The 24,251-nt window shown below is 63.8% G+C and carries 24 protein-coding genes and 2 pseudogenes; 13 read left to right on the forward strand and 13 right to left on the reverse strand.

The genetic code is table 11. From position 1 onward, the window contains the following. Positions 1-125: 125 nt before the first annotated feature. The 3 genes from waaC to rfaD are packed head-to-tail and all read right to left on the reverse strand — an operon-like array spanning position 126 to position 3,036. Positions 126-1,109 carry a lipopolysaccharide heptosyltransferase I gene (gene waaC, locus X743_RS146575; protein ID WP_023767589.1) on the reverse strand — a complete coding sequence of 328 codons (984 nt, stop codon included), beginning with the start codon at positions 1,107-1,109 and terminating at the stop codon, positions 126-128. Next, a complete protein-coding gene (gene waaF / locus X743_RS146570; protein WP_031258125.1) occupies positions 1,106-2,113 on the reverse strand; it encodes a lipopolysaccharide heptosyltransferase II in 1,008 nt (335 codons plus the stop codon). Before waaF ends, waaC begins: the two co-directional genes overlap by 4 nt. Beyond that, positions 2,086-3,036, reverse strand: coding sequence for an ADP-glyceromanno-heptose 6-epimerase (gene rfaD / locus X743_RS146565; protein ID WP_023767591.1), 951 nt, complete (start codon positions 3,034-3,036; stop codon positions 2,086-2,088). Before rfaD ends, waaF begins: the two co-directional genes overlap by 28 nt. Before the next feature lie 169 nt (positions 3,037-3,205). Here rfaD and X743_RS146560 point away from each other — a divergent pair, with 169 nt between their 5' ends. The 4 genes from X743_RS146560 (at position 3,206) to gmhB (ending at position 6,839) form a co-directional block, all read left to right on the forward strand. Beyond that, entirely contained in the window at positions 3,206-3,946 is a 741-nt protein-coding gene (locus X743_RS146560) for a LysE family translocator (RefSeq protein WP_023767592.1), read from the forward strand. Positions 3,947-4,086: 140 nt separating this feature from the next. Continuing rightward, positions 4,087-5,595 (forward strand): D-glycero-beta-D-manno-heptose-7-phosphate kinase, encoded by a 1,509-nt coding sequence (gene rfaE1, locus X743_RS146555; protein WP_023767593.1) that lies wholly within the window; start codon positions 4,087-4,089, stop codon positions 5,593-5,595. 7 nt (positions 5,596-5,602) lie between these two features. After that, positions 5,603-6,175 (forward strand): SIS domain-containing protein, encoded by a 573-nt coding sequence (locus X743_RS146550; protein WP_023767594.1) that lies wholly within the window; start codon positions 5,603-5,605, stop codon positions 6,173-6,175. After that, positions 6,168-6,839 (forward strand): D-glycero-beta-D-manno-heptose 1,7-bisphosphate 7-phosphatase, encoded by a 672-nt coding sequence (gene gmhB / locus X743_RS146545; RefSeq protein WP_023767595.1) that lies wholly within the window; start codon positions 6,168-6,170, stop codon positions 6,837-6,839. Before X743_RS146550 ends, gmhB begins: the two co-directional genes overlap by 8 nt. Here gmhB and X743_RS146540 read toward each other — a convergent pair. Together X743_RS146540 and X743_RS146535 are read right to left on the reverse strand one after the other, a co-directional pair. Next, a complete protein-coding gene (locus tag X743_RS146540) occupies positions 6,830-7,624 on the reverse strand; it encodes a glycosyltransferase family 2 protein (RefSeq protein WP_023767596.1) in 795 nt (264 codons plus the stop codon). The two genes, gmhB and X743_RS146540, sit on opposite strands and share 10 nt — an antisense overlap. Positions 7,625-7,784: 160 nt before the next feature. Then, complete coding sequence (locus X743_RS146535) at positions 7,785-8,264, reverse strand: Lrp/AsnC family transcriptional regulator (protein WP_023767597.1); 480 nt, start codon at positions 8,262-8,264, stop codon at positions 7,785-7,787. Positions 8,265-8,529: 265 nt separating this feature from the next. Here X743_RS146535 and trxB point away from each other — a divergent pair, with 265 nt between their 5' ends. Continuing rightward, entirely contained in the window at positions 8,530-9,504 is a 975-nt protein-coding gene (gene trxB, locus X743_RS146530) for a thioredoxin-disulfide reductase (RefSeq protein ID WP_023767598.1), read from the forward strand. A 91-nt stretch (positions 9,505-9,595) separates the two neighbouring features. Then, positions 9,596-10,492, forward strand: a complete 897-nt coding sequence (locus tag X743_RS146525; RefSeq protein ID WP_013893578.1) for a LysR family transcriptional regulator — start codon at positions 9,596-9,598, stop codon at positions 10,490-10,492. A gap of 260 nt (positions 10,493-10,752) precedes the next feature. Here the strand turns inward: X743_RS146525 and X743_RS08920 are convergent. From X743_RS08920 to X743_RS146515, 3 genes and pseudogenes are all read right to left on the reverse strand, one after another. Next, positions 10,753-11,264 (reverse strand): annotated as a pseudogene (locus X743_RS08920) (isoprenylcysteine carboxylmethyltransferase family protein). Positions 11,265-11,987: 723 nt separating this feature from the next. Further along, positions 11,988-14,039 (reverse strand): elongation factor G, encoded by a 2,052-nt coding sequence (locus tag X743_RS146520; protein ID WP_031258128.1) that lies wholly within the window; start codon positions 14,037-14,039, stop codon positions 11,988-11,990. Between the two features lie 192 nt (positions 14,040-14,231). Next, complete coding sequence (locus X743_RS146515) at positions 14,232-15,761, reverse strand: EAL domain-containing protein (RefSeq protein WP_023767601.1); 1,530 nt, start codon at positions 15,759-15,761, stop codon at positions 14,232-14,234. 258 nt (positions 15,762-16,019) lie between these two features. On the opposite strand from X743_RS146515, the gene X743_RS146510 reads away from it, so the two are divergent. Next, positions 16,020-16,415, forward strand: a complete 396-nt coding sequence (locus X743_RS146510) for a cupin domain-containing protein (protein ID WP_023767602.1) — start codon at positions 16,020-16,022, stop codon at positions 16,413-16,415. 68 nt (positions 16,416-16,483) lie between these two features. On the opposite strand, the gene X743_RS146505 is transcribed toward X743_RS146510, so the two are convergent. After that, positions 16,484-17,686 carry a pyridoxal phosphate-dependent aminotransferase gene (locus X743_RS146505; RefSeq protein ID WP_023767603.1) on the reverse strand — a complete coding sequence of 401 codons (1,203 nt, stop codon included), beginning with the start codon at positions 17,684-17,686 and terminating at the stop codon, positions 16,484-16,486. Between the two features lie 245 nt (positions 17,687-17,931). Here X743_RS146505 and X743_RS146500 point away from each other — a divergent pair, with 245 nt between their 5' ends. The 3 genes from X743_RS146500 (at position 17,932) to X743_RS146490 (ending at position 20,382) form a co-directional block, all read left to right on the forward strand. Beyond that, complete coding sequence (locus X743_RS146500) at positions 17,932-18,825, forward strand: EAL domain-containing protein (protein WP_023767604.1); 894 nt, start codon at positions 17,932-17,934, stop codon at positions 18,823-18,825. Next, positions 18,822-19,691: an EAL domain-containing protein gene (locus X743_RS146495; RefSeq protein WP_023767605.1), complete on the forward strand. Its 870-nt coding sequence runs from the start codon at positions 18,822-18,824 to the stop codon at positions 19,689-19,691. Before X743_RS146500 ends, X743_RS146495 begins: the two co-directional genes overlap by 4 nt. Before the next feature lie 82 nt (positions 19,692-19,773). Continuing rightward, the gene (locus X743_RS146490; protein ID WP_023767606.1) at positions 19,774-20,382 is read left to right on the forward strand and encodes a glutathione S-transferase family protein; all 609 of its coding nucleotides are present in this window, start codon (positions 19,774-19,776) and stop codon (positions 20,380-20,382) included. A gap of 22 nt (positions 20,383-20,404) precedes the next feature. On the opposite strand, the pseudogene X743_RS1000000173555 reads toward X743_RS146490, so the two are convergent. The 3 genes and pseudogenes from X743_RS1000000173555 to X743_RS146480 form a co-directional block, all read right to left on the reverse strand. Then, positions 20,405-20,660 (reverse strand): annotated as a pseudogene (locus X743_RS1000000173555) (hypothetical protein). Continuing rightward, positions 20,657-20,857, reverse strand: a complete 201-nt coding sequence (locus X743_RS146485) for a hypothetical protein (protein WP_023767607.1) — start codon at positions 20,855-20,857, stop codon at positions 20,657-20,659. Before X743_RS146485 ends, X743_RS1000000173555 begins: the two are co-directional and overlap by 4 nt. A 271-nt stretch (positions 20,858-21,128) precedes the next feature. Continuing rightward, on the reverse strand, positions 21,129-21,341 hold the full coding sequence (locus tag X743_RS146480; protein WP_010910991.1) for a cold-shock protein: 213 nt from the start codon (positions 21,339-21,341) through the stop codon (positions 21,129-21,131). Between the two features lie 274 nt (positions 21,342-21,615). Between X743_RS146480 and X743_RS0136660 the strand changes: the two genes are divergently transcribed. Then, complete coding sequence (locus X743_RS0136660) at positions 21,616-21,945, forward strand: hypothetical protein (protein ID WP_023779895.1); 330 nt, start codon at positions 21,616-21,618, stop codon at positions 21,943-21,945. Positions 21,946-22,012: 67 nt separating this feature from the next. Here X743_RS0136660 and X743_RS146475 read toward each other — a convergent pair whose 3' ends face one another. Beyond that, positions 22,013-22,903 carry a LysR family transcriptional regulator gene (locus X743_RS146475; RefSeq protein WP_031258129.1) on the reverse strand — a complete coding sequence of 297 codons (891 nt, stop codon included), beginning with the start codon at positions 22,901-22,903 and terminating at the stop codon, positions 22,013-22,015. 166 nt (positions 22,904-23,069) lie between these two features. On the opposite strand from X743_RS146475, the gene X743_RS146470 reads away from it, so the two are divergent. Both X743_RS146470 and X743_RS1000000173995 read left to right on the forward strand, forming a co-directional pair. Then, positions 23,070-23,972, forward strand: a complete 903-nt coding sequence (locus tag X743_RS146470) for an MBL fold metallo-hydrolase (RefSeq protein ID WP_031258130.1) — start codon at positions 23,070-23,072, stop codon at positions 23,970-23,972. Between the two features lie 42 nt (positions 23,973-24,014). Further along, positions 24,015-24,245 (forward strand): nuclear transport factor 2 family protein, encoded by a 231-nt coding sequence (locus X743_RS1000000173995; protein ID WP_280801317.1) that lies wholly within the window; start codon positions 24,015-24,017, stop codon positions 24,243-24,245. Positions 24,246-24,251 lie beyond the last annotated feature (6 nt).

Genomic DNA, 24,251 nt, shown 5'->3' on the forward strand with positions numbered 1-24,251 from the left:
GGGGTTGTAGAAATAGGCGCCAGCGTTGCGGCCAGCCCCTTCTCCCCGTCACTATACGGGGAGAAGATGCCGGCAGGCGGATGAGGGGCGGCGCTGGCCTTTTCAATTGAATTGATTTGAAAAAATCAATTCTTACCAGCCAGAGCAGCGCCTCTACGCGCCAGCAGCCTCTCCGCCTCTGCCACCACCTCGGCCGGCGTCAAACGCCCACCTGGCGGCGCCAATAGCGTTGACGCATATGGCCCGCGCGGGCCGGTCAACCCTGGCTCGGTGGCCAAAAACACCGCGACTGTCGGCAGGCCAAAGGCGCTGGCAAGGTGGGTCAACCCCGTGTCGGCGCCGATGACCAGCGTCGAGCGGCCGAGGATGGCGGCGATGTCGGCCAGCGGCGATTTCGGTAACACGACCGTGGAGGGCACCGCCCTGGCGATCGCTTCGGCCACGGCTTTCTCACGCTCGTTCGACCAGGTGGTGACCGGTGCCATACCTCGCTCGACGAGCAGGCGGGCCGTCCCGATCCAGTCTCCGGGCGGCCATTTCTTGTCCTCACGGCTGGTGCCGTGCAGCAGGAAGGCGGTGTTTGCGCCGATGTTGGCTGGAGTGACCGGCGGTGGAACGATGCCGGAGTTGAGTGTCGACAGATCGGGCTGATAGCCGAGCGCCTGCCCGAACAGCCGGCGCGTCCGCTCTATCGCATGCAGGTTGCGCGGCACGCCGTAGGTGACGTCATAGAACAGCGTTGCCGAGGGTTCGCGCGAGCTCGACCGGTTGAAGCCGGCAATCGGTGCTCCCGCCTGCCGTGCCACCAAGGCCGACTTCAACAGGCCCTGCGCATCGATGACGAGGTCGTAGCGGCATTCGCGCAAGGTGCGGCGCAGCGCGGCCGCCTCGCGCCAGGTGGCGCCATCGAGCAGCGCCTTGCGCCAGCGCCGGATGGCGACCGTGTGGATTCTGCCGATCGCCGGGTGCAGCGCCACGATGCCGGCGAACGCCTCTTCGACGCACCAGTCGAAGGACACGTCCGGCCTGGCGAGGCTGGCGTCCTCGACAGCCGGGAAGGTGTGAATGACATCGCCCATCGACGATGTCTTGACGATCAGCACCTTCATGCCGCCGCCGGAACTTCCAGCAGGCGTTGCGCCGCTGCCGCGACCTGCCCGACTTCCAACGTCTTCAGGCAGTTGAGGTGGCCGAGGGGGCAGATCTTCTGGTGGCAAGGCGAGCAGGACAGGCCGAGCCAGACCAGTTCGCGGCGCTCCGCCAGCGGAGGCGTATTTTGCGGCGAGGTCGAGCCATAGACGGCGACGATCGGCGTGCCCACCCCCGCCGCGACATGCATCAGCCCGCTGTCGTTGGACACCGCCAGCCTTGCCGACGCGATCAGGTCGATGGCGTCTTCCAGCCGCGTCTGGCCGGCGAGGTCGACGACGCCGGGGGCGAGGCTTGCGATCTCCGCCGTCACGTCGCGGTCGTTCTTCGAGCCGAACAGGGCGACCTTGAGACCCTTGCCCATCAAGTCGCGGGCCAGGCCGGCATAGCTTTCGCTCGGCCAGCGCTTGGCCGGTCCGAACTCGGCGCCGGGCATCAGGGCCACGAATTGCTGTGGCGCGAGCCCGAAACGATCGAGCAGGGCGGCCTGGTTGCCACCGTCGACGGTCAGGTGAGGGGCGCGGAAGGTGCCACCCTGGGCGAGGCCGAAATAGGCCTGCGCGGTGCGCCGTTTCACGGCCTCGGGCAGCGGCACGACGTCGGTCAAAAGGCCATAGCGCATTTCCCTGAGATGGCCGAACCGGCGTGGAATGCGAGCAAAGAAGGGGATCAGCGCCGATTTCCAGCTGCCCGGCAGGATATAGGCCATGTCGTAGCGGCCGCGCAGCAGGCGGCCGAAGCGGCGGCGATGGGTGAATTCGAGCGCGCCGGGCTTCAGCGGAAAGTCGATCTGCTGGCGGATTTCGGGCATGCGCTTGACCAGCGGGGCGGCCCAGGCCGGCGCCAGCACGTCGATCGCGGCGTTGGGGTGCAGCTCCTTCAGCGCCGAGAACAGGCACTGCGCCATCACCATATCGCCCACCCAGCGTGGGCCGATCACGAGGATCGTTGGGCTTTCAGCCATTCGACATAGTCTCTGACGCCAGTTTCGACGCTCCGGAACTGGCCATTGTAACCGGCCGCGCGCAAACGGGACATATCAGCTTGCGTGAAGCTCTGGTAGCTGCCCTTGAGATGGTCGGGAAATTCGATGAACTCGATCTCGCCTTTGCCCAGTGTATCGATCACCGTTTCGGCAATGGCGCGGAAGGGTTGGGCGCGGCCGGTGCCGCAGTTGAAGATGCCGCTCGCGCCGCGCTTCCACAGCCACAGATTGACGTCGGCGACGTCGCCTACATGGATGAAGTCGCGGCTCTGTTCGCCAGGGCCGAAACCGCCATAGGCACCGAAGAGTTTCGGATTCTGGCCTTGCTCGACCTGGTTGAAGAGATGGAATGCGACCGAGGCCATGGCGCCCTTGTGCGCCTCGCGCGGTCCGTAGACATTGAAGTAGCGCAGGCCCGCGACCTGCGAGTGGTCACTGTCAAAGACGGTGCGCCTGACATAGTCGTCGAAGAGTTTCTTGGAATAGGCGTAGACGTTGAGCGGCCGTTCGAGCGCCGGATCCTCGCGGAACTCGGCGCCGCCGCCATATACGGACGCGGAAGAGGCGTAGAGGAAGGGCACGCGCAACGCCTGGCAGGCATGCAGCAGCCGCTTCGAATAAGCAAAATTCACCTCCATCATGAACTTGCCGTTCCACTCTGTGGTGGTCGAGCAGGCGCCCTGGTGAAAGACGGCCTCGATACGGCCGAGCGAGCCGGCCTCGATGCGGGGCAGGAAATCGTCCTTGTCGAGATAGTCGGCAATGCCAAGATCGGCGAGGTTGGAGATCTTGTGGCCGTCGGTGAGGTCGTCGACGACAAGGATGTCGTCATGGCCCTCGGCATTGAGCGCGGCGACGATGTTGGAGCCGATCATGCCGGCGCCGCCCGTGACGATGATCATGAAGGCCTCTGGTTGCTTGCGATTCCGGTCCTTATAAGGGAGGCCAGCCGGGCTGTCGACAAAGCAGGTGCAGGGTGACGGCAGGCGAGGCGGGTTGACGTCACGGTGGGTCGCAAAACTGCCGCTTCTGTTGGTTTGCCTGCCGGACTGAATCACGAAGGGACAAAAAATGCCGTCGACGGAACTGCTCATTGCGTTTTTCGCCACCACGGCGATCTTCGCCTACATCCCTGGTCCGGCCATGCTTTATGCCGCGGCGCAGACGATGGCGCGCGGGCGCTGGTCTGGGCTGACGGCGGCACTCGGCATCCATCTCGGCGGCTATGTGCATGTCTTTGCCGCCGCGGCCGGCCTGTCGGTGCTGTTCCACGCCGCGCTCGCCGGCACCTACGGCAACTTCAGCTTCGACNTCGGCATCCATCTCGGCGGCTATGTGCATGTCTTTGCCGCCGCGGCCGGCCTGTCGGTGCTGTTCCACGCCGTGCCGCCGCTCTACATGGCGGTCAAGCTTGTCGGCGCGCTCTATCTGATCTGGCTCGGCATTTCGCTGTTCCGCAAGCGCGGGGACGGTGACACGACGCTGCCCGTCATCGAGCGGAAATCGGCGCGGCGTGCCTTTTTCGAAAGCATCACCGTCGAGGTGCTCAACCCGAAGACCGCGATCTTCTTCATGGCCTTCCTGCCGCAGTTCATCGATGCCTCGGCGGCGTTCCCGGTCTGGCTGCAATTCGTCGTACTCGGCACCATCGTCAACCTGATGTTCTCCTCGGCCGACATCGTCTGCGTCTTCCTGGCCGGTCTCGTCATCGGCCGACTGCGGCGTTCGAGCCGTGCGCAGCGGCTGATGCAGCGCGCAGGCGGGGCCGTGCTGGTCGGGCTTGGCGTTCACGTTGCCTTGCAGAAGAGCTGAGCGCCCCGACCGTGCCGGTCATGTCCTGCCGTTGCGCTGCATGGATTTGCGGTATATCGGCTTCGCCATGACGATCCGGCCCGTAAATTGACAATTTTCAGCACGACAGAGATCAGGCTTTCCCACACATTGCCAGTGACATGATCAAGCACAATCCGTTTTCTCCCGAACCCTCTTCTCCCGAACTCTTGCACCGCGCGATCGCACGTTTCGGCGGCGTGACCGTTCTGGTGGTCGGCGACCTCATCCTCGACCGCTTCGTCAACGGCGTCATCGAGCGGATTTCGCCGGAGGCGCCGATCCCGGTGCTGCATGGGCGCGGCGAGGCCTTGGCCATGGGCGGCGCCGGCAATGTCGTGGCCAACATCGTCTCGCTCGGCGCGCGCGCCATCCCGGTTTCGGTGATCGGCACCGATGCGGCCGGCGACAGCCTGGTGCGGATGCTCGGCGAGCGTGGCGCCGAAACGGTGGGGCTTTCGCAGCAGCGCGGCCGCATGACCTCGTCGAAGAGCCGCTTCAGCGCACTCAACCAGCAGGTGCTGCGTTTCGACGAGGAAGAGATCAAGTCGCTCGACGACGACGAGCGGGCTGGTCTGGTCGGTCATTTCCGGGATGCACTCAAGCAGGCCGATATCGTTATCCTGTCCGACTACGGCAAGGGCATCCTGCTCGACGGCGTCGCCGGAGAACTGATCGCCATCTGCCGTGAGGCGGGAAAGCTGGTGCTGGTCGACCCGAAGGGCCGCGACTATGCCCGCTATGCCGGCGCGACCGCCATCACCCCTAACCGCAAGGAGCTTGGCGAGGCCGTCGGCCATGCGGTGTTCGCCGATGACGAGATCGTCGCGGCCGCACGTGAACTGATTTCCGCGCATGGCTTCGACTTCGTCGTCGCCACCCGCAGCGAAAAGGGCATGAGCGTGGTCGGCCCCGACGAGGCGCGCCACATCGCCACCCAGGCGCGCGAAGTGTTCGACGTCTCGGGCGCCGGCGATACCGTGATCGCGACCTTCGCGCTGGCGCTGGCCGCCGGTGCCGATCCGGTCGCGGCGGCCTCGATCGCCAATGCCGCCGGCGGCGTCGTGGTGGGCAAGCGCGGCACCGCGCGGCTGACGGTGGAGGAACTGACCGGCGCGCTGTTCCGCTCGCATGGACCGACCGCCCACAAGGACGCTATCCTCGATGCCGCATCGGCGTCGCGCATGGTCGCGGCCTGGAAGGCGGAGGGACTGAGCGTCGGCTTCACCAATGGCTGCTTCGACATACTGCATGCCGGCCATGTCAGCCTGCTGCACGCGGCGCGCAGCCAGTGCGACCGGCTGGTGCTCGGCCTCAACAGCGACGCCTCGGTGCGGCGGCTGAAAGGGCCGGGCCGCCCGGTCAACGATCAGCATGACCGCGCCTGCGTGCTCGCGGCCCTTGCCTCGGTCGATGCCGTCGTGGTCTTCGAGGAGGACACGCCGCTGGCGCTGATCGAGGCGCTTCTGCCCGACATCCTGGTCAAGGGCGCGGATTATACGATCGACACCGTGGTCGGCGCCGATGTGGTGCAGAAGGCCGGCGGACGCGTGGTGCTGGTCGATCTCGTCGCCGGCAAGAGCACCACCGGCACGATCGGTAAGTTGCGTGCGGGCGCCACCACGAACTGAGGGTTCCATGTCTGAACTGAACGATTACCTGGTCCGCTCGGCGGCCGCGATCACGGCGATGGTCGAGCGCGACCTGACCGGCGAGATGGAGCGCGCGGCGAGCGCCGTGGTGACTGCGCTTTCAGCAGGCAAGGCCTTCCTGATCGCCGGCAATGGCGGCTCGGCCAGCGATGCCATCCACATCGCCGGCGAATTGGTCGGCCGCTTCCTCAAGGAGCGCAAGGCCTACAATGTCATCGCGTTGCCGGCCAACGCCGCGGTGCTGACCGCCTGGGGCAACGACTACGGTTTCGACACGGTGTTTTCGCGCCAGGTCGAGGCGCATGGCGCGGCGGGCGGCGTGCTGCTCGCGATCTCGACCAGCGGCAATTCGCCGAGCATCCTCGCCGCCGCAGAACAGGCGCGGATGATGGGCATGACGGTGATCGGCCTGACCGGCGACACCGGCGGCAAGTTGAAGCCGCTGTGCGACATCCTGCTCAACGTGCCCTCGACCTCGACGCCGATCATCCAGCAGGGACACCTGTGCCTCTACCACCATCTGTGCGAGGTGGTGGAAGCACGCCTGCACAATGGCTGACGCGATAGCGTATCCGCTGACCGAACCGGGCCTGTGGGTCGAGCGGATCGGCGACCGGGTTTTCCCGGGACGCCCGCCGGCGCTGTTCCTGGACCGCGACGGCACCATCAACGTCGATACCGATTACCCCAGCGATCCGGCCGAGATCGTGCTGCGCGACGATATCGTGCCGGCGATCGTGGCCGCCAACCGTTACGGGATCCCGGTCGTCGTGGTCACCAACCAGTCGGGCATCGCGCGCGGCTATTTCGACTGGAGCGTCTTTGCGGCGGTGAACGGCCGTGTGCTCGACCTGTTGGGCGAGCGGGGCGTGTTCGTCGACATGGTGCTTGCCTGCGCCTACCACGAGGCGGGCGTCGGGCCGCTCGCCGTATCGGATCATCCGATGCGCAAGCCCAATCCGGGCATGCTGGTCGAGGCGGGCAAACGCCTCGATCTCGATCTCCAGCGCTCCCTGATCGTCGGCGACAGACTGGGCGACATGCAGGCCGGACGGCGCGCCGGCCTGGCGCAGGGATGGCTGGTGGACGGCGAGGCGGCGGCTTTGCCCGGCTTCGCCATCAGGCGCTTGCATGACGCCGATGACCTCGGCGGTCTGCTCGCCGCCATTGAAGCGCTCGGCCGGGACACGGATCCTGATCCGGGCCTTACGGCTCACGCCTGATCGTTGCGCTCAGAGGCTTCGTAGAGCTTGGCCTCGGTGGCGAAGGAATAGATCATCACCGACATCGAGTAGACGAAGCCGTGCCGGCCGCACAGGAAGTAGCGCTTGGCGAGATAGAATTTCAGGAAGTTGCCGAACGGCGACAGCACCAGCCGCACCAGGCCGGGCTTCTTGCCCTTCTCGACCAGCGTCTTGGCCTTGAGGCCGGAGTAGCTGTTGGCCCGGGCAAGATCTTCCTCGACCGAGATCTCGCGGCGATGCAGCAGCACGCCGTTTTCGATGGTGCCGGTTTCGCCGGGCACACGGAAGGATTCATGCACGCGCGCGGTGAGGTCCATGGTGGCGCCCTCGCGCCGGAAGAGCCGCAGCAGCCTGTTGTGCAGCACCCAGCGATGCGCATAACCGTAGCCCTTCAGCCAATCGCGGCGGCGGATGAACCAGCCGCCGATCTTGGTGTCGGCAGCCTGCGTAGCGGCCACGATCGACTGTCGCAGCCGGTCGTCGACGCGTTCGTCCGGGTCGATCGAAAGACACCAAGGCTGGTTGGCATGGTCGAGCGCGAATTGCCGCTGACGGGGAAAGCCCGGCCAGTCGTTGTGCAACAGCGTTATCGGGTAACCTTTGGCGATATAGCCTTCCACGCATTCGACGGTGCCATCGGTCGAACCGGAATCGACGACGATGATCTCGGCGCAGAAGTCGATGCTTTCCAGGCACGGGCCGATCATATCGGCCTCGTTCACGCAGATGATAAGCGCCGAGACCGGGCTTGCAAATCGAGTCATGGTCCCCTTCCCATGGCGGGCCGTCCCCGGAATTCACGTTGCCTACGCAATCTGTTCCGGCAGGCCGTCCAGCCTTGTACATCAGCGTCTGTCTGATACCAACGGGGCGCCGGTGTGGCGAAGGCAAGGAATTTGCCGGCGGACAGGCCTTCGCCCGGCCTCAGGGGCGCTCGAACGAGACCAAGCCCTCATCCTTGACCCGGCGGATGGTGAGGGCGGTGCGCACCGTGTCGACATTCGGCGTCGAGGTCAGATCCTCGATGACGAAAGTCTGGAAGGCGCCGAGGTCGCTTGCCACGCAATGCAGCAGGAAGTCGGATTCGCCCGAGACCATCCAGGCGTCGCGCACGATCGGCCAGCCGCGCGTGCGCTCGGCAAAGATGCGCAGTTCGGCATCGGCCTGGTGATGCAGCCCGACCAGGCAGAAGGCGACCACGTCGAGGCCGAGCGCCGGGGCGTTGAGCAGAGCGCGGTAGCCTCGGATGATGCCGGCTTCCTCCAGCCGCTTGACCCGGCGCAGGCAGGGCGGCGCCGAAATGCCGACCCGGTTCGACAGTTCGACGTTGGTCATGCGGCCGTCGCCCTGCAATTCGCGCAGGATCTTCCAGTCGATGGCGTCGAGGTCGGCCTTGAGCGGCATTGGAGGTCTCGATGATCAGAGTGGCGCAAGAATCTTTCGCGATTTTGTAATTAAACGACTTTTGTGTCGACGCCAGCCCTCATCAACGCGATTTTGGAACGGCAACGAAAAGCGGTCATCGCGCGAATATCCACATAGGCCGAAGCTTTCCGGGGACGACGGCCCGTTCGCCTTGCTGGCGTGGTTGGCAACCCTTACATTAAGCGCGACATTCCACGTCTTTTTCCAAGGCAACACTCCATTGTCTGCCCCGCAGAGGCTTCAAATGACCACCAAGCATGCGCCCGTTCTCATCATCGGTTCCGGCCCGGCCGGCTATACGGCGGCGGTCTATGCCGCACGCGCCATGCTGAAGCCGATGCTTGTCGCCGGCCTGCAGCAGGGCGGCCAGCTGATGATCACCACCGATGTCGAGAACTATCCCGGCTTTGCCGACCCCATCCAGGGGCCGTGGCTGATGGAACAGATGCTCAAGCAGGCAGAGCATGTCGGCACCGACATCATCAACGACATCATCACCGAGGTCGACCTCAACGTGCGGCCGTTCCGCGCCAAGGGCGATTCCGGCACGACCTACACGGCCGACGCGCTGATCATCGCCACCGGTGCGCAAGCCAAGTGGCTGGGCATTCCGAGCGAGCAGGATTTCATGGGCTTCGGCGTCTCGGCCTGCGCCACCTGCGACGGCTTCTTCTATCGCGGCAAGGATGTCGCCGTGGTCGGCGGCGGCAATTCGGCGGTGGAGGAGGCGCTCTATCTGTCGAACCTCGCCAAGAGCGTGACGGTCATCCACAGGCGCAGCGACTTCCGCGCCGAACGCATCCTGCGCGAGCGGCTGCTGAAGAAGGACAATGTCCGCGTCATCTGGGACACGATCGTCGACGAGATCACCGGCCGCCCGGGCAAGACGCCGCTGCCGCCGTCGGTCGAAGGGCTGAAGCTCAAGCATGCGGTGACCGGTGCCGAAACGCACCTCAAGGTCGATGGCGTGTTCGTGGCGATCGGCCACGCACCGGCGGTCGAACTGTTCGCCGGCAAGCTGAAGCAGAAGCCGAACGGTTATCTGTGGACCGCGCCGGATTCGACCCGCACCGACGTGCCCGGCGTGTTCGCGGCCGGCGACGTGACCGACGATGTCTATCGCCAGGCGGTGACGGCGGCGGGCCTCGGTTGCATGGCGGCGCTCGAGGCGGAAAAGTATCTGGCCGGTATCGAGGTGCATCGCGAAGCAGCGGAATAGGGGTCGCTGTAAAACTGTTAAAAAAGCGGCTTGGAAACGCCGTGCAAAAGCCTGATTTTTCATTCAGACGCCAAACAGAACGAGGGGTATCATGGCGTTGGACTGGGACAAGCTACGCGTGTTTCACGCAGCGGCGGAAGCGGGGTCGTTTACGCACGCGGCCGAGACATTGCATCTGTCGCAATCGGCGATCTCGCGGCAGGTCAGCGCGCTCGAGCATGATGTCGGCGTGCCGCTGTTCAACCGCCATGCACGCGGCCTGGTGCTGACCGAGCAAGGCGAAATGCTGTTCCGCACGGCGCATGACGTGCTGATGAAGCTCGAGACCATCAAGTCGCGGCTGACCGAGACCAAGGACCGACCCTCCGGCGTGCTCAGGGTGACGACGACCGTTGGTCTCGGCGCCGGCTGGCTGACCGAGCGGGTGCAGGAATTCATCGAGCTCTATCCCGAAATCAGCCTGCAGCTGATCCTCGCCAACGAGGAGCTCGACCTCACCATGCGCCAGGCCGATTGCGCCATCCGGCTGCGCCAGCCGCAGCAGCCGGACCTGATCCAGCGCCGCCTGTTCACCGTGCATTTCCACCTCTACGCCGCGCCTTCCTATGTCGCCAAGCATGGCAAGCCGGCCTCGGTCGCGGAGCTCCGGACCCATCGCATCGTCACCTTCGGCCTGCCGGTGCCTTCGCATCTGTCGGAGCTGAACTGGCTGGAGACGGTCGGCGATTTCGAGGGCGGCCAGCGTGTACCCTCGCTGCAGATCAACGACATCCTGTCGATCAAGCGGGCCGTGCAGGGCGGTGCTGGCATCGCCATGCTGCCGGACTATGTGATCTCCAAGGATTCGGGCCTGGTGCAATTGCTGCCGGAGACCGAGGTGCCGTCCTTCGACACCTATTTCGCCTATCCCGACGCGATGAAGAACCAGGCCAAGCTGCATGTGTTCCGGGATTTCATCATCGCCAAGGCCCGCAGCTGGTCGTTCTGAGAGCCATGTCGCTGACGCCGGTCAGCAAATGGTGCTTCGGCCAAGGAAACCGGGCGTTGCTCTCTTCCAGTGAAACAGGCTGCCGGTGGCGGCTTTTTTTAACATTAGCGGAACCTGATATTTCACCGCTGGTTTCAGTTACGGCGGCGACCCCTCGCTGCCGGTCGAGGCTACCAAGCCTTGGCCGGGCCCGCATCGCCCCGCCAGTGGTGCGGGCCCACCGGAGCGATTTCCTCACACTCGGGCATGTCCGCGCTCGCTTATGGCCGGGATCCCCGCCAGGGCGTCAGGCGCGGCACCCAGCCGGGCACATTGCGGCGGTAGGTCTCGTATTCTTCGCCATAACGACGGCTGAGCGTCGGCTCCTCGTAGAGCCTGACGAAGGCTCCCATGGCGACCGCGCCGACGGCGGCATAGGCGAGGCGACAAGCGTCCAGCTCGAGAACAGCAGCGCCTGGCCGAGGATGATTGACAGCACCGCGACATACATCGGGTTGCGGACGTGACGGTAGATGCCGCCGATCACCAGCTTTTCGGTCGGCGCGATCGGTGCTGGTGTCCCCAGCCCCTCCAGCGCAAAGCGCCCGAAGGCATGCAGCAGCACGGCGGCCGCGGCGAGGATCAGGACCCAGCCGGCAAGCACAAAGCCCGGCATCGCTGACCAAGGCAGGCCCCAGCGATCGCTGAGCAGCCACGGGATCAGACCGGCGACCACGCCAGGTGCCGCAATCAGGAAAATAGCGCTGCCGGCAATCGCCGTGAACGTACGCATTGGCTGGCTCCTTCCGATTGCCTTAGAAATGAACGCCTGCTGCTCACTTCCACGTCATTGCGCGGTTTTGGCATTTCGCGGCGAAAACCGATCGCTATTCGCGATTCCGGTGTGACAATGGCCCGATCGCGCGCTGCAATTCGACGATTCCACTGGTCCTATTGGCGTCGGGAGCGGGTTAGACCACAGCCTGCGTCTTTTTGCATGCGTGTGTTGCAAAATAGATGCTTGTTTCTTGGGCATGATGAGCACATATATAGATCATCTCCTGGGCGCGTTCTCCTCCCATTAGCGCCCTCGAGTGTTCCCCTCTGGAGGTTAGCCTTAACAGGCACTTCCATCAAACTCAGCCGGATCTTCATTGATCCGGCTTTTTTGTTGCCCGCATGCCCCCCAGGGCGGCTGAGAATTTCACCTGAATTGCCGCGTAACAGTGTCATGTAACCTCTGGTAACATGACAAGGGCATCCTCCATCTGCTATGTAGATCATAGGACGCGGTGTGGTTCCGACGGGAGATGGGGGCATCACTCGAACGACCCGGGCTCAGGCGGCTACCGCGTCCGAACCTTTTTGCCGAAGCTCGGCGACTGCTCATGCGGCGGACCTGCCGTTTCTCCTCCCAAGAAAACGGTCCGCAGAACAAAACGGCGTCCGGCTCCCCGGGCGTCGTTTTTATTTCCGCCCCCTCGAATTTCGAGGGGGCGTTATATCAGGATGGAAATCACGCGGCCTTGCCGTTGGCATTCATCGCCTCGTCCGCGAGGCGGCCGGTGAGGTCGGCCATGTGGTCGAAGACGGCGCGATAGCTGGCAACGCCCGCGGTTGCCGAGCGCAACTCGATGATCAGGTCGCCGATCTCGGCCTGCGGCATGGTCGCCTCGACGACATCCCATCCCGGCCAGTCGGGCCGCGCGTCATAACCGAGGATCTGGCCGCGGCGTTGCGGGATCAGCGCGATGATCTTCGACGTCGCGTCGGACGGCGTGACGATCTCGACCTTCATCACCGGTTCCAGAAGCACCGGCGAGCAGGCGGCCATGCCTTCCTTCATTGCCAGCTTCGCCGCCATCTGGAAGGCCATGTCGGAGGAATCGACCGCATGGTAGGAGCCGTCCGAGAGGTTGACGGCGACATCGACCACGGGGAAGCCGAGCGGGCCGGACTTCAGGTAGTCGCGCACACCGGTCTCCACCGATTGGATGTAGGTCTTCGGCACCACGCCGCCGGTGATGGTGTCGGTGAACTGGAAGCCGGAGCCGCGCGGCAGCGGCTTGATCTCGATCACTACATCGCCGAACTGGCCGTGGCCGCCCGACTGCTTCTTGTGGCGGCCGCGCTGCTGCACCGATTTGCGGATGGTCTCGCGATAGGGCACCGCCGGCGCGTGGCCTTCCACCGGAATCTGGTTCTTGCCCTCGAGCCGCTCGCGCACGACGCGCAGATGCATCTCGCCATGGCCCGACAGCACGGTCTCGGCCGAGTCCTGGTTGTGGCGCAGGTTGAGCGAGGGATCCTCCTCGGCCAGGCGCTGGATGGCCGCCGACATCTTCACCTCGTCCTTGCGCTCCTTGGGGCGCAGCGCGAAGGCGAAGACCGGTTGCGGCGGTTCGACATCGAACAGCTGTTTGATGCCGCCCTTGGCCGAGGTCAGCGTCTGGCCGGTCTTGACCTCGTCCAGCTTGCCGAGCGCGACCGTGTCGCCGGCCCTGGCGGCGGTGAGCTTGAACTGGTCCTTGCCGAGCATCCGGTAGATACCGGAGACCTTGGCGGTGCCGCCGCCGGGCAGCCAGAGTTCGGAGCCGTCGGCAACCTGGCCTGACAGGATGCGCGACACCGACAGCTTGCCGCCGTGCGGCGTGTGAATGGTCTTCATCACCTGGGCCACGATGGCGTTGCCATCCGGTGCGCCGAGCCGCTTGCGGGTCGCCTCGATGTCGGGCGCATCGTGGCGGATCGTCTTCAGCAGGCGCAGCACGCCATTGCCCTTCTCGGCGGTGCCGATCAGCACCGGCGTCACCGCGCCGTCGCGCAGATCGGCCGAGAGGTCGTCGAAGATCGCATCCTTCGGCGGCTCGATCTCCTCGAGCAGCTGTTCCATCAACTGGTCGTCATGGTCGGCGAGCGTCTCCAGCATGGAGAAGCGCGCTTCCAATTCGCGCGCCTTGTCGTCGCCTGGTATCTCGGCCACCTCGCTCTCGGCATATTCGCGGTAGATGTAGGCGCGCTCCAGCGCCAGGTCGATCGAGCCGATGACGACGCCGTCCTTGCGCAGTGGAATCTGGCGCAGCAGGAGCGGTACCGAACTGGCCGGCTGCAACATCTTCAGCGTGTCGCGCACGCCCGATATCGCCTTGTCGACCTTGTTGAGGAACAGGAGGCGCGGCACGCCGAGATCGTCGAGCTTGCGCATGATCAATTGCAGGGCGGGGATCTTCTTTTCATCGGCCTCGGCCACGACCACGGCGAGGTCGCAGGCGGCCAACACCGGTTCGGCCTCGAAGGAGAATTCGATCGAGCCGGGGCAGTCGATAAAGGTGATCTGCTCGCCCATGAATTCGGTGGTGGCGATCGTCGCCTCGACGCTCATGGCGTGGGCACGCGCCTCCGGCGAATGGTCGGAAACGGTGTTGCCGGAAGAAACGGGATTTTGTCGGGGAATGGCGCCCGTACGGGCCAATATGGCTTCGAGAAGTGTCGTCTTACCGCTTGCGAAGGGACCGACTATGGCAATGCATTTCGGTCCCGTGCGTCGTCCTCCGGCGCGAGTACCCATGACTGACCTCCACTCAGGCGTTTCCCGTAGGACCGACTGGCATGCATGGTTCAGGCGTGGTCAATCGGTCCTGAGCGGCGGCCGGCCTGTTCGACCGTCGCGGGCGGGGTTCTTTTGGTTTCACCACCTGCCCGAAAGCATCGTCCCACTTGTTTGCCGGCAGGGCAAGAAAAATAGGAATCCGCCGCTGCGTCAGGCGCTCAGCGCCAGCGGCTCGATATTTGCCAGGCGTGACGGTAGAGCCTTGTCGCGTGGCGCCGGCCTGCCGAAGAAATAACCCTGGAAGCGGTTGCAGCCGGCCGCCCTGGCCAGTGCGAACTCTTCCTGCGTCTCGACGCCCTCGGCCACGATGGTGACGTCCTGGATGCGCGCAATCTGCGCCAGCGCCGAAACGAAGATCTGCGCCACCTGGTCATGGGCAAGGCTGCGGATATAGGAGCGATCAATCTTGATGGTGTCGATCGGCAACGTCTTCAGATAGTTGAAGCCGCAATGGCCGGTGCCGAAATCGTCGAGCGCGATATGGAAGCCGAGGCCGCGCAACGCTTCGAGACGCCGCAGGACTTCCGGCGTGGCGGCGGTAGCCACGGTTTCGGTGATCTCGATAATGAATTGCGCCGCCGAGCGGCCGGTTTCCTTCAGCACGCGGTCGCACATGGTGACGATCTCGTCGCGGTTGAGTTGCTCGCCGGAGACGTTGATCGAGATGCGGCGGCCGGCGAAATGGCCGATGTCGGCGCAAGCGCGCTTGAACACCCATTCGCCGAGCATGTCGATCAGGGTCGAGCGCTCGGCGATGGCGATGAACTCGACCGGCGGGATCAGGCCGCGAACCGGATGGCGCCAGCGGATCAGCCCCTCGAACGCATGGGTGGAGCCATCCGGATTGACGATCGGCTGGTAATGCAGTTCGAGCTCGCCGAGATAGACGGCCGCGCGCAGTTCCCTTTCGACCAGGCGCCGATAGCGCTTGTCGGACAGCATCTCCTCGTCGAACACGGTGACGCGGCCACGGCCCGCCGCCTTGCTTTCGTAGAGCGCGAGGTCGGCAACCAGCATCAATTCCGTCGTGTTCGAGGCATGGGCGGGCGCCAGCGCCACGCCGACCGAAATGGAAAGCGGAATGGTCTTGCCTTCGTGTGACTTGCCGGCCCGCATGGCATCCAGCAATTGCCTGGCATGCTTGTTGATGGCGGCGAGATCGCCATGCGGAATGATGACACCGAATTCATCGCCGCCGAGCCGACCGACCATGCAGCCGGCGAAAATGCGCTCGGCCGTCTTCACCAGATGCGCCAGGGTGCGGTCGCCGAACTGATGCCCGAACGTGTCGTTGAGCTGTTTGAAATGGTCGAGGTCGATCAGCAGCAAGGCCGCATCGCGCCGGTCGCGCATGGTGCCCAGGCTGTTACCCAGCGCTTCGAGGAAATAGCGGCGGGTCATCGCCCCGGTCATCGCGTCCCTGGTCAGGAAATGATGCTTTTCCGCCTCGGCGGCGGCTGCGGATCTCAGGCTATGAACGACGCTGCTGCGCATGTACATCAGCGCCATCAAGGCCAGCCCGGTGGCGAGGATCGAGACCACGAAAGCGCCGCTGGAGGGGAGGTTTTCCGACATCTCGACGGTGCCAAGCAACGCGGCGCCGATGCTGATCAAAAGCAATGACTGGATGCCGCGGTAGATGCGGCCGCTTTGGTCCTTGATCGTAGCCAGTATGCTCATCTCACCGCCCCCTGAAATGCAGGCTCAGGGCTAGAGGGCAGCCGTTAAGAAGACATTGAATTCACCGTCTTTTCGTCCCGCGATGCGATGTCGGAAACGGTCATGGTTAAGGAGAGAGAACCGGATATTGCGGCGGCGCGGCAAACGGCCTGTTGCGCCTCGGAAGATATCGGTCGAGAATGCAGCCGCCTCGAATGAGAGACGGCGTTTGCCGTTGGTCGCTTCACCACCGGTCCTGACCGGTCTTGGGATTAGACAATGAAGATCATTGCTTGCGGCAGCGTACCCACCATCATCGCACCGGAAAAATACTTCACGGGCCGCGTTCTGCAGACGCCGATCATCGAGAAGGAGGAACCGGCGCGGCTGAGGGCGACACTGGTCAGTTTCGAGCCGGGTGCTCGCACATACTGGCACACACATCCGCTCGGCCAGACGCTCTACGTCACCTCGGGTGCCGGCCTTGCCCAGACTTGGGGCGGGCCGGTCCAGGAGTTCAGGGCAGGCGACGTCATCTCGTTCGCGCCCGGCGAGAAGCACTGGCATGGCGCGGCGCCGAAATCGGCAATGACGCATATCGCCATGCAGGAAGCGCTCGATGGCGTCCACGCCGACTGGCTGGAAGCGGTGACCGTAGAGCAGTATGGCGGCTGAGGCCGAGCCGGGCTCATAAAAAACCCGGCGTGGAGCCGGGTTTCCGTTGGCGGCGATGATGCGTCCGATCAGGTCAGCGATGCGGTGAAGCGCTGGATGCGCGTGCAGGCTTCCTCCAGAAGGGCATCCGAGGTGGCGTAGGAGATGCGGAAGTTCGGGCCGAGGCCGAAGGCCGAGCCGAACACCACCGCCACGCCCTCGGCCTCGAGCAGTTCCGAGCAGAAGGCTTCGTCGGTGTCGATCACCTTACCGGCCTTGGTCTTCTTGCCGATCAGCTGGGCGCAGGACGGATAGACGTAGAAAGCGCCTTCCGGCGACGGGCAAGAAATGCCGCGCGCCTGGTTGAGCATCGAGACGACAAGGTCGCGCCTGCCCTGGAAGATCGCCTTGTTCTTGGCGATGAAGTCCTGCGGGCCGTTGAGCGCCTCGACCGAGGCCCATTGCGCGATGGTGCAGGCGCCCGATGTCTGCTGGCCCTGGATCATGTCCATAGCCTTGATCAGCTGGACCGGACCGGCCGCGTAGCCGATGCGCCAACCGGTCATGGCATAGGCTTTCGATACGCCGTTCATGGTCAGCGTGCGCTCATAGAGCTTCGGCTCGACCTCGGCGAGGGTCTTGAAGACGAAGTCGCCATAGGTCAGGTGCTCGTACATGTCGTCGGTCAGCGTCCAGACATGCGGATGCTCGAGCAGCACGTCGGCCAGCGCGCGCAGTTCAGCTTCGGTATAGGCCGCGCCCGACGGGTTCGACGGCGAGTTCATCAGCAGCCACTTGGTCTTCGGCGTGATCGCTTTGTCCAGCACCTGCGGGGTCAGCTTGAAGCCGTTTTCGATTGAGGTGTCGGCAAACACCGACGTGCCGCCGCAGATCGCCACCATTTCCGGGTAGCTGACCCAGTAGGGGCGCGGGATGATGACTTCGTCGCCGGGGTTCAGCGTCGCCATGAACGCGTTGAACAGGATCTGCTTGCCGCCGGTGCCGACGATGGTCTGCTCGGGCTTGTAGTCGAGATTGTTCTCCCGCTTGAACTTTTTCGCGATCGCCTCGCGCAGCGGCACGATGCCCGAAACCGGCGGATACTTGGTCTCGCCGCGACGGATCGCCTCGATCGCCGCATTCTTGATGTTGTCGGGCGTGTCGAAATCCGGTTCGCCTGCGCCGAGGCCGATAATGTCACGGCCGGCATTTTTCAGCTCGCGGGCTTTCTGCGTCACTGCGATGGTGGCGGAAGGCTTCACGCGGGAAAGGGTGTCGGCAAGAAAGGCCATGACCTTTTGTCTCTCCTGAGAGGATCAGCGCGGCCAGGAGCGGCCGCGGCGCTTCTCATGTCGCATCATTCCGCGCAGTGCAAGCCTTCTTGGCTGGGCCAGGTGGGGCGCGCGGTCAATGAGCTGTGATTGGGAGCTGTGATTGGGAGCCATGATCGGGCCCCGTGATTGGCAACAATAAATTCATTAACGGGCGGTAGAGGCTTGCGTGACAGGATCGCAATCCAATTGCGGAGCGAGGAACCGTGTCGCGCAGCGTCGGGCTTGCCCATATCATCCGTCATGATGACGGCACCTCTACCGGTGTCTGGGGCATTTATACGCTGCAAAGTGCCTTCCAGCCGATCTTCGCCTTCAAGGAGGGCAAGCTGTCGGTCACCGCCTTCGAGGGGCTGATCCGGCCGTTTCGCGATGGCGAGCCGCAATCGCCGATGAGTTTCTTTTCGACTTGTCCGGCCGCCGACCGCCTGCATGTCGAAGCGCTGACCAGGACGCTGCATCTCCTGAATGCCGGCGCTTGCCTGCCGCAGGAGGCATCGATCTTCATCAATTTCGACCCGTCGGTGTTCACCGAGCGGGCGATCGCCGACAATGCCTTGCGCGAAATGCGGCTGGTGCTGCACGAGGCCGGCATCGACCCGGGCCGCGTCGTTTGCGAGGTGACGGAACAGAGGTCGGCGTCGCAGGAGACCCTGCACAGCTTCGTGGCGGCGCTCAAGGGCAACGGCTTTCGCATTGCCGTGGACGACTATGGCGCTGATGAGTCCGACATCGGCCGGATCAAGGAATTGAAGCCCGACATCGTCAAGTTCGATGCGCAGTGGATCACGCAGCTGATGGAGTCCGGTGCCGGCTTCGCGCTGCTGACCACGATGGTTAAAAGCTTCGAGGAGCAAGGCATCCGCACCGTGTTCGAGGGCATCGAGGAAGGATGGCAGCTGGAGCTTGCCGAGAAGTCGGGAGCGTCGATGATCCAGGGCTATGTGCTGGCATGGCCCGAGCTGGCGCCGACCAGCTTTCGCGGCTTCGCCAAAGTCACGCCGGAACCCGTCTCCGCCGCCGAGACCGTGCCTCTCGCGACGCCCGTTCGGCAAACGGCGCGAGCGGTGAAAGCCTTCGGGCGCAAGGTGGCGCCATGAGGCCCGAACGACGGCGCAATGTCGGCGATGCGATCTTCGTCGACGAGGTCGGCATCGAATTCGGCGTTTATGGCGACTTCCGTCTGCGCAGCGCCTATCAGCCGATTTTCGCCCCGCGCGACGACACCCTGCACCCGGTGGCGGTCGAAGGCCTGATCGAGCCGCACCGCGCCGGCCGGCCAGGGTCGCCACGGGCGTTCTTTGAAGGCGTTGCCGCACCGGACCGGCTGTTTGTCGAGACCATGTGCCGGGTGCTGCATCTTCGAAATTTCCACAATATCGGCGTCGACGGGCTCGATCTGTTCTTCAACTACAATCCGCTGGTCAACGACCATGCCGGGCGGGCGCTGGCCGAGATCCGGCTGATGAGCAGGCATCTGGGCGAACTGGGCCTCGCACCTCGCATGCTGGTCTGCGAAATCACCGAACAGGCGGCGGACGATGCGCTGCTTGCCCGGCTGGCGCGCGAGATGCGGCGGGACGGCATCCGCATCGCCATCGACGATTTCGGCACCGGCCACTCGACCGAGGAGCGGGTGAGCCTGCTCAAACCCGACATCGTCAAGATCGACGGCGGCTGGTTCGCGCAGTTCTGCCGCCATGCCGCCGCCGAACGCTTCTTCCGCCCGCTGGTATCCAGCCTGCACGACCGCGGCGCCAAGGTCCTGGTCGAAGGCATCGAGCAATCCATCCATCTGCGCGTCGCGCTCGAAGCCGGCGTCGACCTGCTGCAGGGCTTTCTTCTGGCCCGGCCGGCGCAGGCCGGCACCGTCTTCGAGGAAGAGCCGCTCGTCGTCGACGCGCTGCTGGGCCTCGACAACAAGGTCGTGCCGCTGTTTGCCAGGACCTTGCATCAGCGGCGCTGATGGTCGCGCCAAAACAAATCATTGGTTGAGGACGCCGCCGCTGCGATAATCGCCCCTGCAAGGCAGCGCTCGGGGAACGGCAATGATACTTTACAGCATGATCGACAGCGGCAACTGCTACAAGCCGCGCCTGCTGATGGCCAAGCTCGGCCTCGGCTTCACCACGGTCGAGGTGAGTTCGCATACGGGCGACACGCGAAAAGCCGAGTTCGTCGCCAAGAATCCGAACGCCATGGTGCCGCTGCTCGAACTCGACGATGGCCGGCGGCTGGCCGAGTCCAACGCCATTCTGCTCTACCTCGCCGAGGGCACGCGCTTCCTTCCGGCGGACAAGTATGAGCGCGGGCTCGCCTATCAGTGGCTGTTCTTCGAGCAGTACAGCCACGAGCCCTACATCGCCGTGCGCAAGGCGCTGTTGACCTTTCCCGAAAGGGCCGCGGATGCTACGCCCGAACGGCTGGCGGCGACATTGGAGCGCGGCAACAAGGCGCCTGGCGTGATGAACAGATATCTGGAAAACAACGCCTTCTTCGCCGGCAGCGCCTTCAGCGTCGCCGACATCGCGCTCTATGCCTACACGCACACGGCGGAGCAGGGCGGCTTCCAGCTCGACGCCTATCCAGCCGCGGTGGCCTGGCTGAGGCGGGTGGAAGCGGATCCGGGGCACGTGCCGATCGCGTGGGTGGGGTAGGCTTCTCCTCCTGAAGGAGGGGCTATCTCAACAGATGGTCATAGTCGGCGTGAGTGCCGACCCAGAACCAGATCACATCTTCATTGTTGCGTATGGCAACAGCCCGGTAGTTTTCGTCAACTCGCGCCGACCAATAGCGACCGACCTGTTTGAAATGCAGTGAGGGATGAAAAGGATCGGAACGCAGTCGGGCAAAAACGCCTGTCCGCCTTTGCTCTGATTGACGATGGCAGTTTTTCATAAGCCTCCCAGAACGATGGAGAGGCGACGTGGTTCACAGATGCCGCGTCCGACCAGCGCGATGGTCGGACAACGCCTGCTCGGCAAGCCTGTCCAAACGGCCCGCCTTCGCGTCGGCTTCCATCTGCCGGTCCCACATATCCGCCTGGAGCGCCTCGAACCAGGCGGCAAACGCCTTCAGTTCCTCGGGGCTCAGTTCGGCGACTGATTTTTCGATCTGCTCAAGTTTGGTCATGGCGGAATGGTACCACCAATGGGCTAAAAGCACCACAAGTTGGAACTATAGTGCGGGCTGCGGCACCTAACTCCAGACAGCAAAAAGGCGGGATAAATCCCGCCTTCCGTGCTTGGTAGCCTGATCGGGAGCGTCCGGTCCGGGCTGGCAGCTATCTGCTGATCCAGTCTTTCGGGTCTTTCCGCTCCGGCGCGCTTCTCGCGCGACCGTCAGTACATCCGTGACTTGCCGCGCGCCCCGAGCTCTCGCCCGGCGCGCGCCATTCGCAAAATCAGGCTGCCTTGCTCAGAGATCCAGCGGACGACTTGCCAGTGCGGCGGTCCTGCTCGATCTCGAAGTTGATCTTCTGGCCTTCGACCAGGGTCGACAGGCCAGCACGCTCGACTGCGGAGATGTGGACGAAAACGTCCGCGCCGCCCGCGTCAGGCTGGATGAAGCCGAAGCCCTTGGTGGCGTTGAACCACTTGACCGTTCCAGTTGCCATAAAAATAGTCCTTGCATTTGCTTTGGTTTGACCGGACCGAGGTCCAGCCGGTGTGCATCGAGATTTTGGAGATAGACGTCAGCAAACGCGAAGATCGCGAGGCCCGGATCGATCGGCCGAAATATCAATGGGCCTGATATAGGCTGCTTTCCGACGAAAAACAAGACTGCGTGAAAAAGCCGTGATCGAGGGGCCGCCCAACGGCCGCCCCAATCTGGTGAAACCGTTGCGGAAGATCGCGCTGTCGCAGGATCGCGGATCGGGGGAGAGGACCATGAAAACCATTCTGCTTGCCGCCTGCCTGACGCTGGTGGCCGCCGAGGCGCAGGCGATCTCGCGCTACGACCCGACGCATATGAGCTGCGGCAAGGTGCAGTCGACGATCGCGCGGCAGGGCGCCGTCATCCTGCGCTACAAGTCGACACGCGTGCCGGGGCTGCCGCTCTACGACCGCTATGTACAAAGCCAGCAGTTCTGCACCATGGGCGAGGTGAGGACGCGTGCCTATGTGCCGAGCGCCGACACCAAGTCCTGTCCGGTCTACAACTGCAAGCGGCCGGATAATGAAAGGCATTTCCGGCGGCGATTCTTCCACAACGACTAGGCACTCATCGACTGCAGCGGAGGCCTTCGCTCAGTTGTTCCACTTCGCCTCTCGGCGGCATGCGCTTTCATTCGCGGATCTGTTCCATGAGCATCGACACGAACCGCGTCACCTTTTGCGGGCGAAAGCGCGCGGCCGGGTAGACCACATGAATGCCGCCGGAGGGCAGCGCCCAGTCAGGCAGCATATGGACGAGACGACCCTGCGATAGATAGTCGGCGATCAAATAGTCCGGCAGAACCGCCAGCCCGCCGCCGGCGAGCGTCGCTTCCAGCACGGCCGGTGTCGAGTTGATGGAGAACGTCTCGCGCATGGTGACGGTCCGCCGCTCGACATCGCCTCGGGTGAAGCTCCAGGTGAACGGCTTGCGAAGGACGGAATTGGCAACGAGCGGCAAGGAAGCAAGATCTTCCGGTTCGTCCACCGTGACCTTGGTGGCAAAATCCCGCGAAGCGACCAGGATCTGCCGAAAGGTGCCGATGCGGCGCGCCTGCTGGCTGGAATCTTCCAGCCAGCCGACCCGGATGGACAGGTCCATCTTGCTGCCGATCAGATCAATTATGGCATCGGAAATGAACAATTCGACGCCGCAGGCTGGAAATTCCTGCCGAAAGCGGGCGGCGATCGGGGCCAGCACGATCGCGCCATAATCATTGGACGCGGAAACGCGCAGCACGCCGGCCACCTCGGTGTTGCCCTCTCCGACCTCGGCGACTGCCTCTTCAACGTCCCGCAGGATCATGACGCAACGTGCATGCAGAAGGCGGCCTGCTTCGGTCGGCTCGAGCCTCCGCGTCGTGCGCACGAGAAGCGTGGTCTGCAGTTCGGCTTCAAGGCGGGCGACCTGTTGGCTGACGACGGCCTTCGTGATCCCAAGCCGCTCGGCTGCCCGGGTAAACGAGCCCGCGTCGATGACGGTGGCAAAATAGGCGAGGCGGTTGAGGTTGATCGGTTCCACGGGAACGCCTTCGGTTTTATTGTAATCCTGTGGCATACAGTCTGTATTATTATAGAGAATTTATCAATTAATCCAACGGGGCTACGTTCCGAGCTGTTCTCTCAATCAGCGGCGGAGCGCGGATGCCAACGCCTCCCGATCCCATTCCATTCAAAGGAGCTATTCGATGTTCACAAGGAGACAGATCATGAAGACGTCATTGGCCCTCGGCGCAGCCGCCGTTTTCGCATCCGCCGAGCGTGGCCAGGCCGCCGGCAGCAAGCTCGACTGGAAACATTTCCCTGCGGGTCCGAACGGCTTCTTCCGCGCGCCGGTGCTGCTGTCCGGGCCCAGCGAGGCCTTGTTGATCGATGGCGGCTTCACCTATCCGGACGGCAAGGCGCTCGCCGAGGCCATCAAGGCGACCGGCAAGAAGCTGACCACCATCTATGTCAGCCAGTCCGATCCCGATTATTACTTCAGCCTGAAGCCGGTGCGGGAAGCCTTCCCGGAGGCAAAGGTGATCGCTGCTTCAGCCACGCTCGAAGCCATCAAGGACAGCGTGGAGAAGAAGCTCGCCGTCTGGGGCCCGCAATTGAAGGAAAATGGCCCTCAGGCGCTGACCGACATCGTCTTGCCCGAGGCTTTCGACGGCCCAACGCTCACGATCGACGGCGAGACGATCGAGATCGTCAATGCCGAAGAAGGACTAGCCAATCGCCGGTACCTGTTCGTGCCGTCGCTCAATGCCGTGTTCGGCGGCGTGATGATCTTCGCGGGTGTTCATGTCTGGACCGCCGACACGCAGACCAAGGAAAGCCGTGCCGCCTGGATCAAGACGCTGGATGCGGTTGCAGCGCGCCACCCCGCCGTCGTGGTGCCTGGCCATATGACCCCCGATGCCAAGACCGGTCCTTCGGCGGTGGAATTCACCAAATCCTATCTCCTCGCTTTCGAGGACGAACTGAACAAGGCGGCCGACAGCGCAGCGCTAAAGGCAGCAATGGAGGCCCGCTTTCCAGGTCTCGGCATGGGCGTTGCCCTCGATATCGGATCCAAGGTCGCCAAGGGCGAGATGAAGTGGGGCTGACGTGGCACCGACCCTCGATCTGATCCGCCGGACTGTCGAGGAATCTCCGAGGAGAACGGCAGCGCCCAATGGCCAAAACAGAAGGTGGATTTCAAGCGGGTGATCGCCGAAGGCGACCTTGTCATGACGGAGGTCGTTCAGCCGAAGATGGGCGACACGCCGGAGACCGTCATCGTGGATATTTTCCGCGTCGAGAATGGCAAGATCGCCGAGCATTGGGACGTGATGCAGCCGATGCCGGCCAATCCGGCGAACAAGCGACCCATGTACTGATCTAGC

Origin of the sequence: Mesorhizobium sp. LNHC232B00 (genome assembly GCF_000502435.1) — a bacterium.
GTDB lineage: Bacteria > Pseudomonadota > Alphaproteobacteria > Rhizobiales > Rhizobiaceae > Mesorhizobium > Mesorhizobium opportunistum.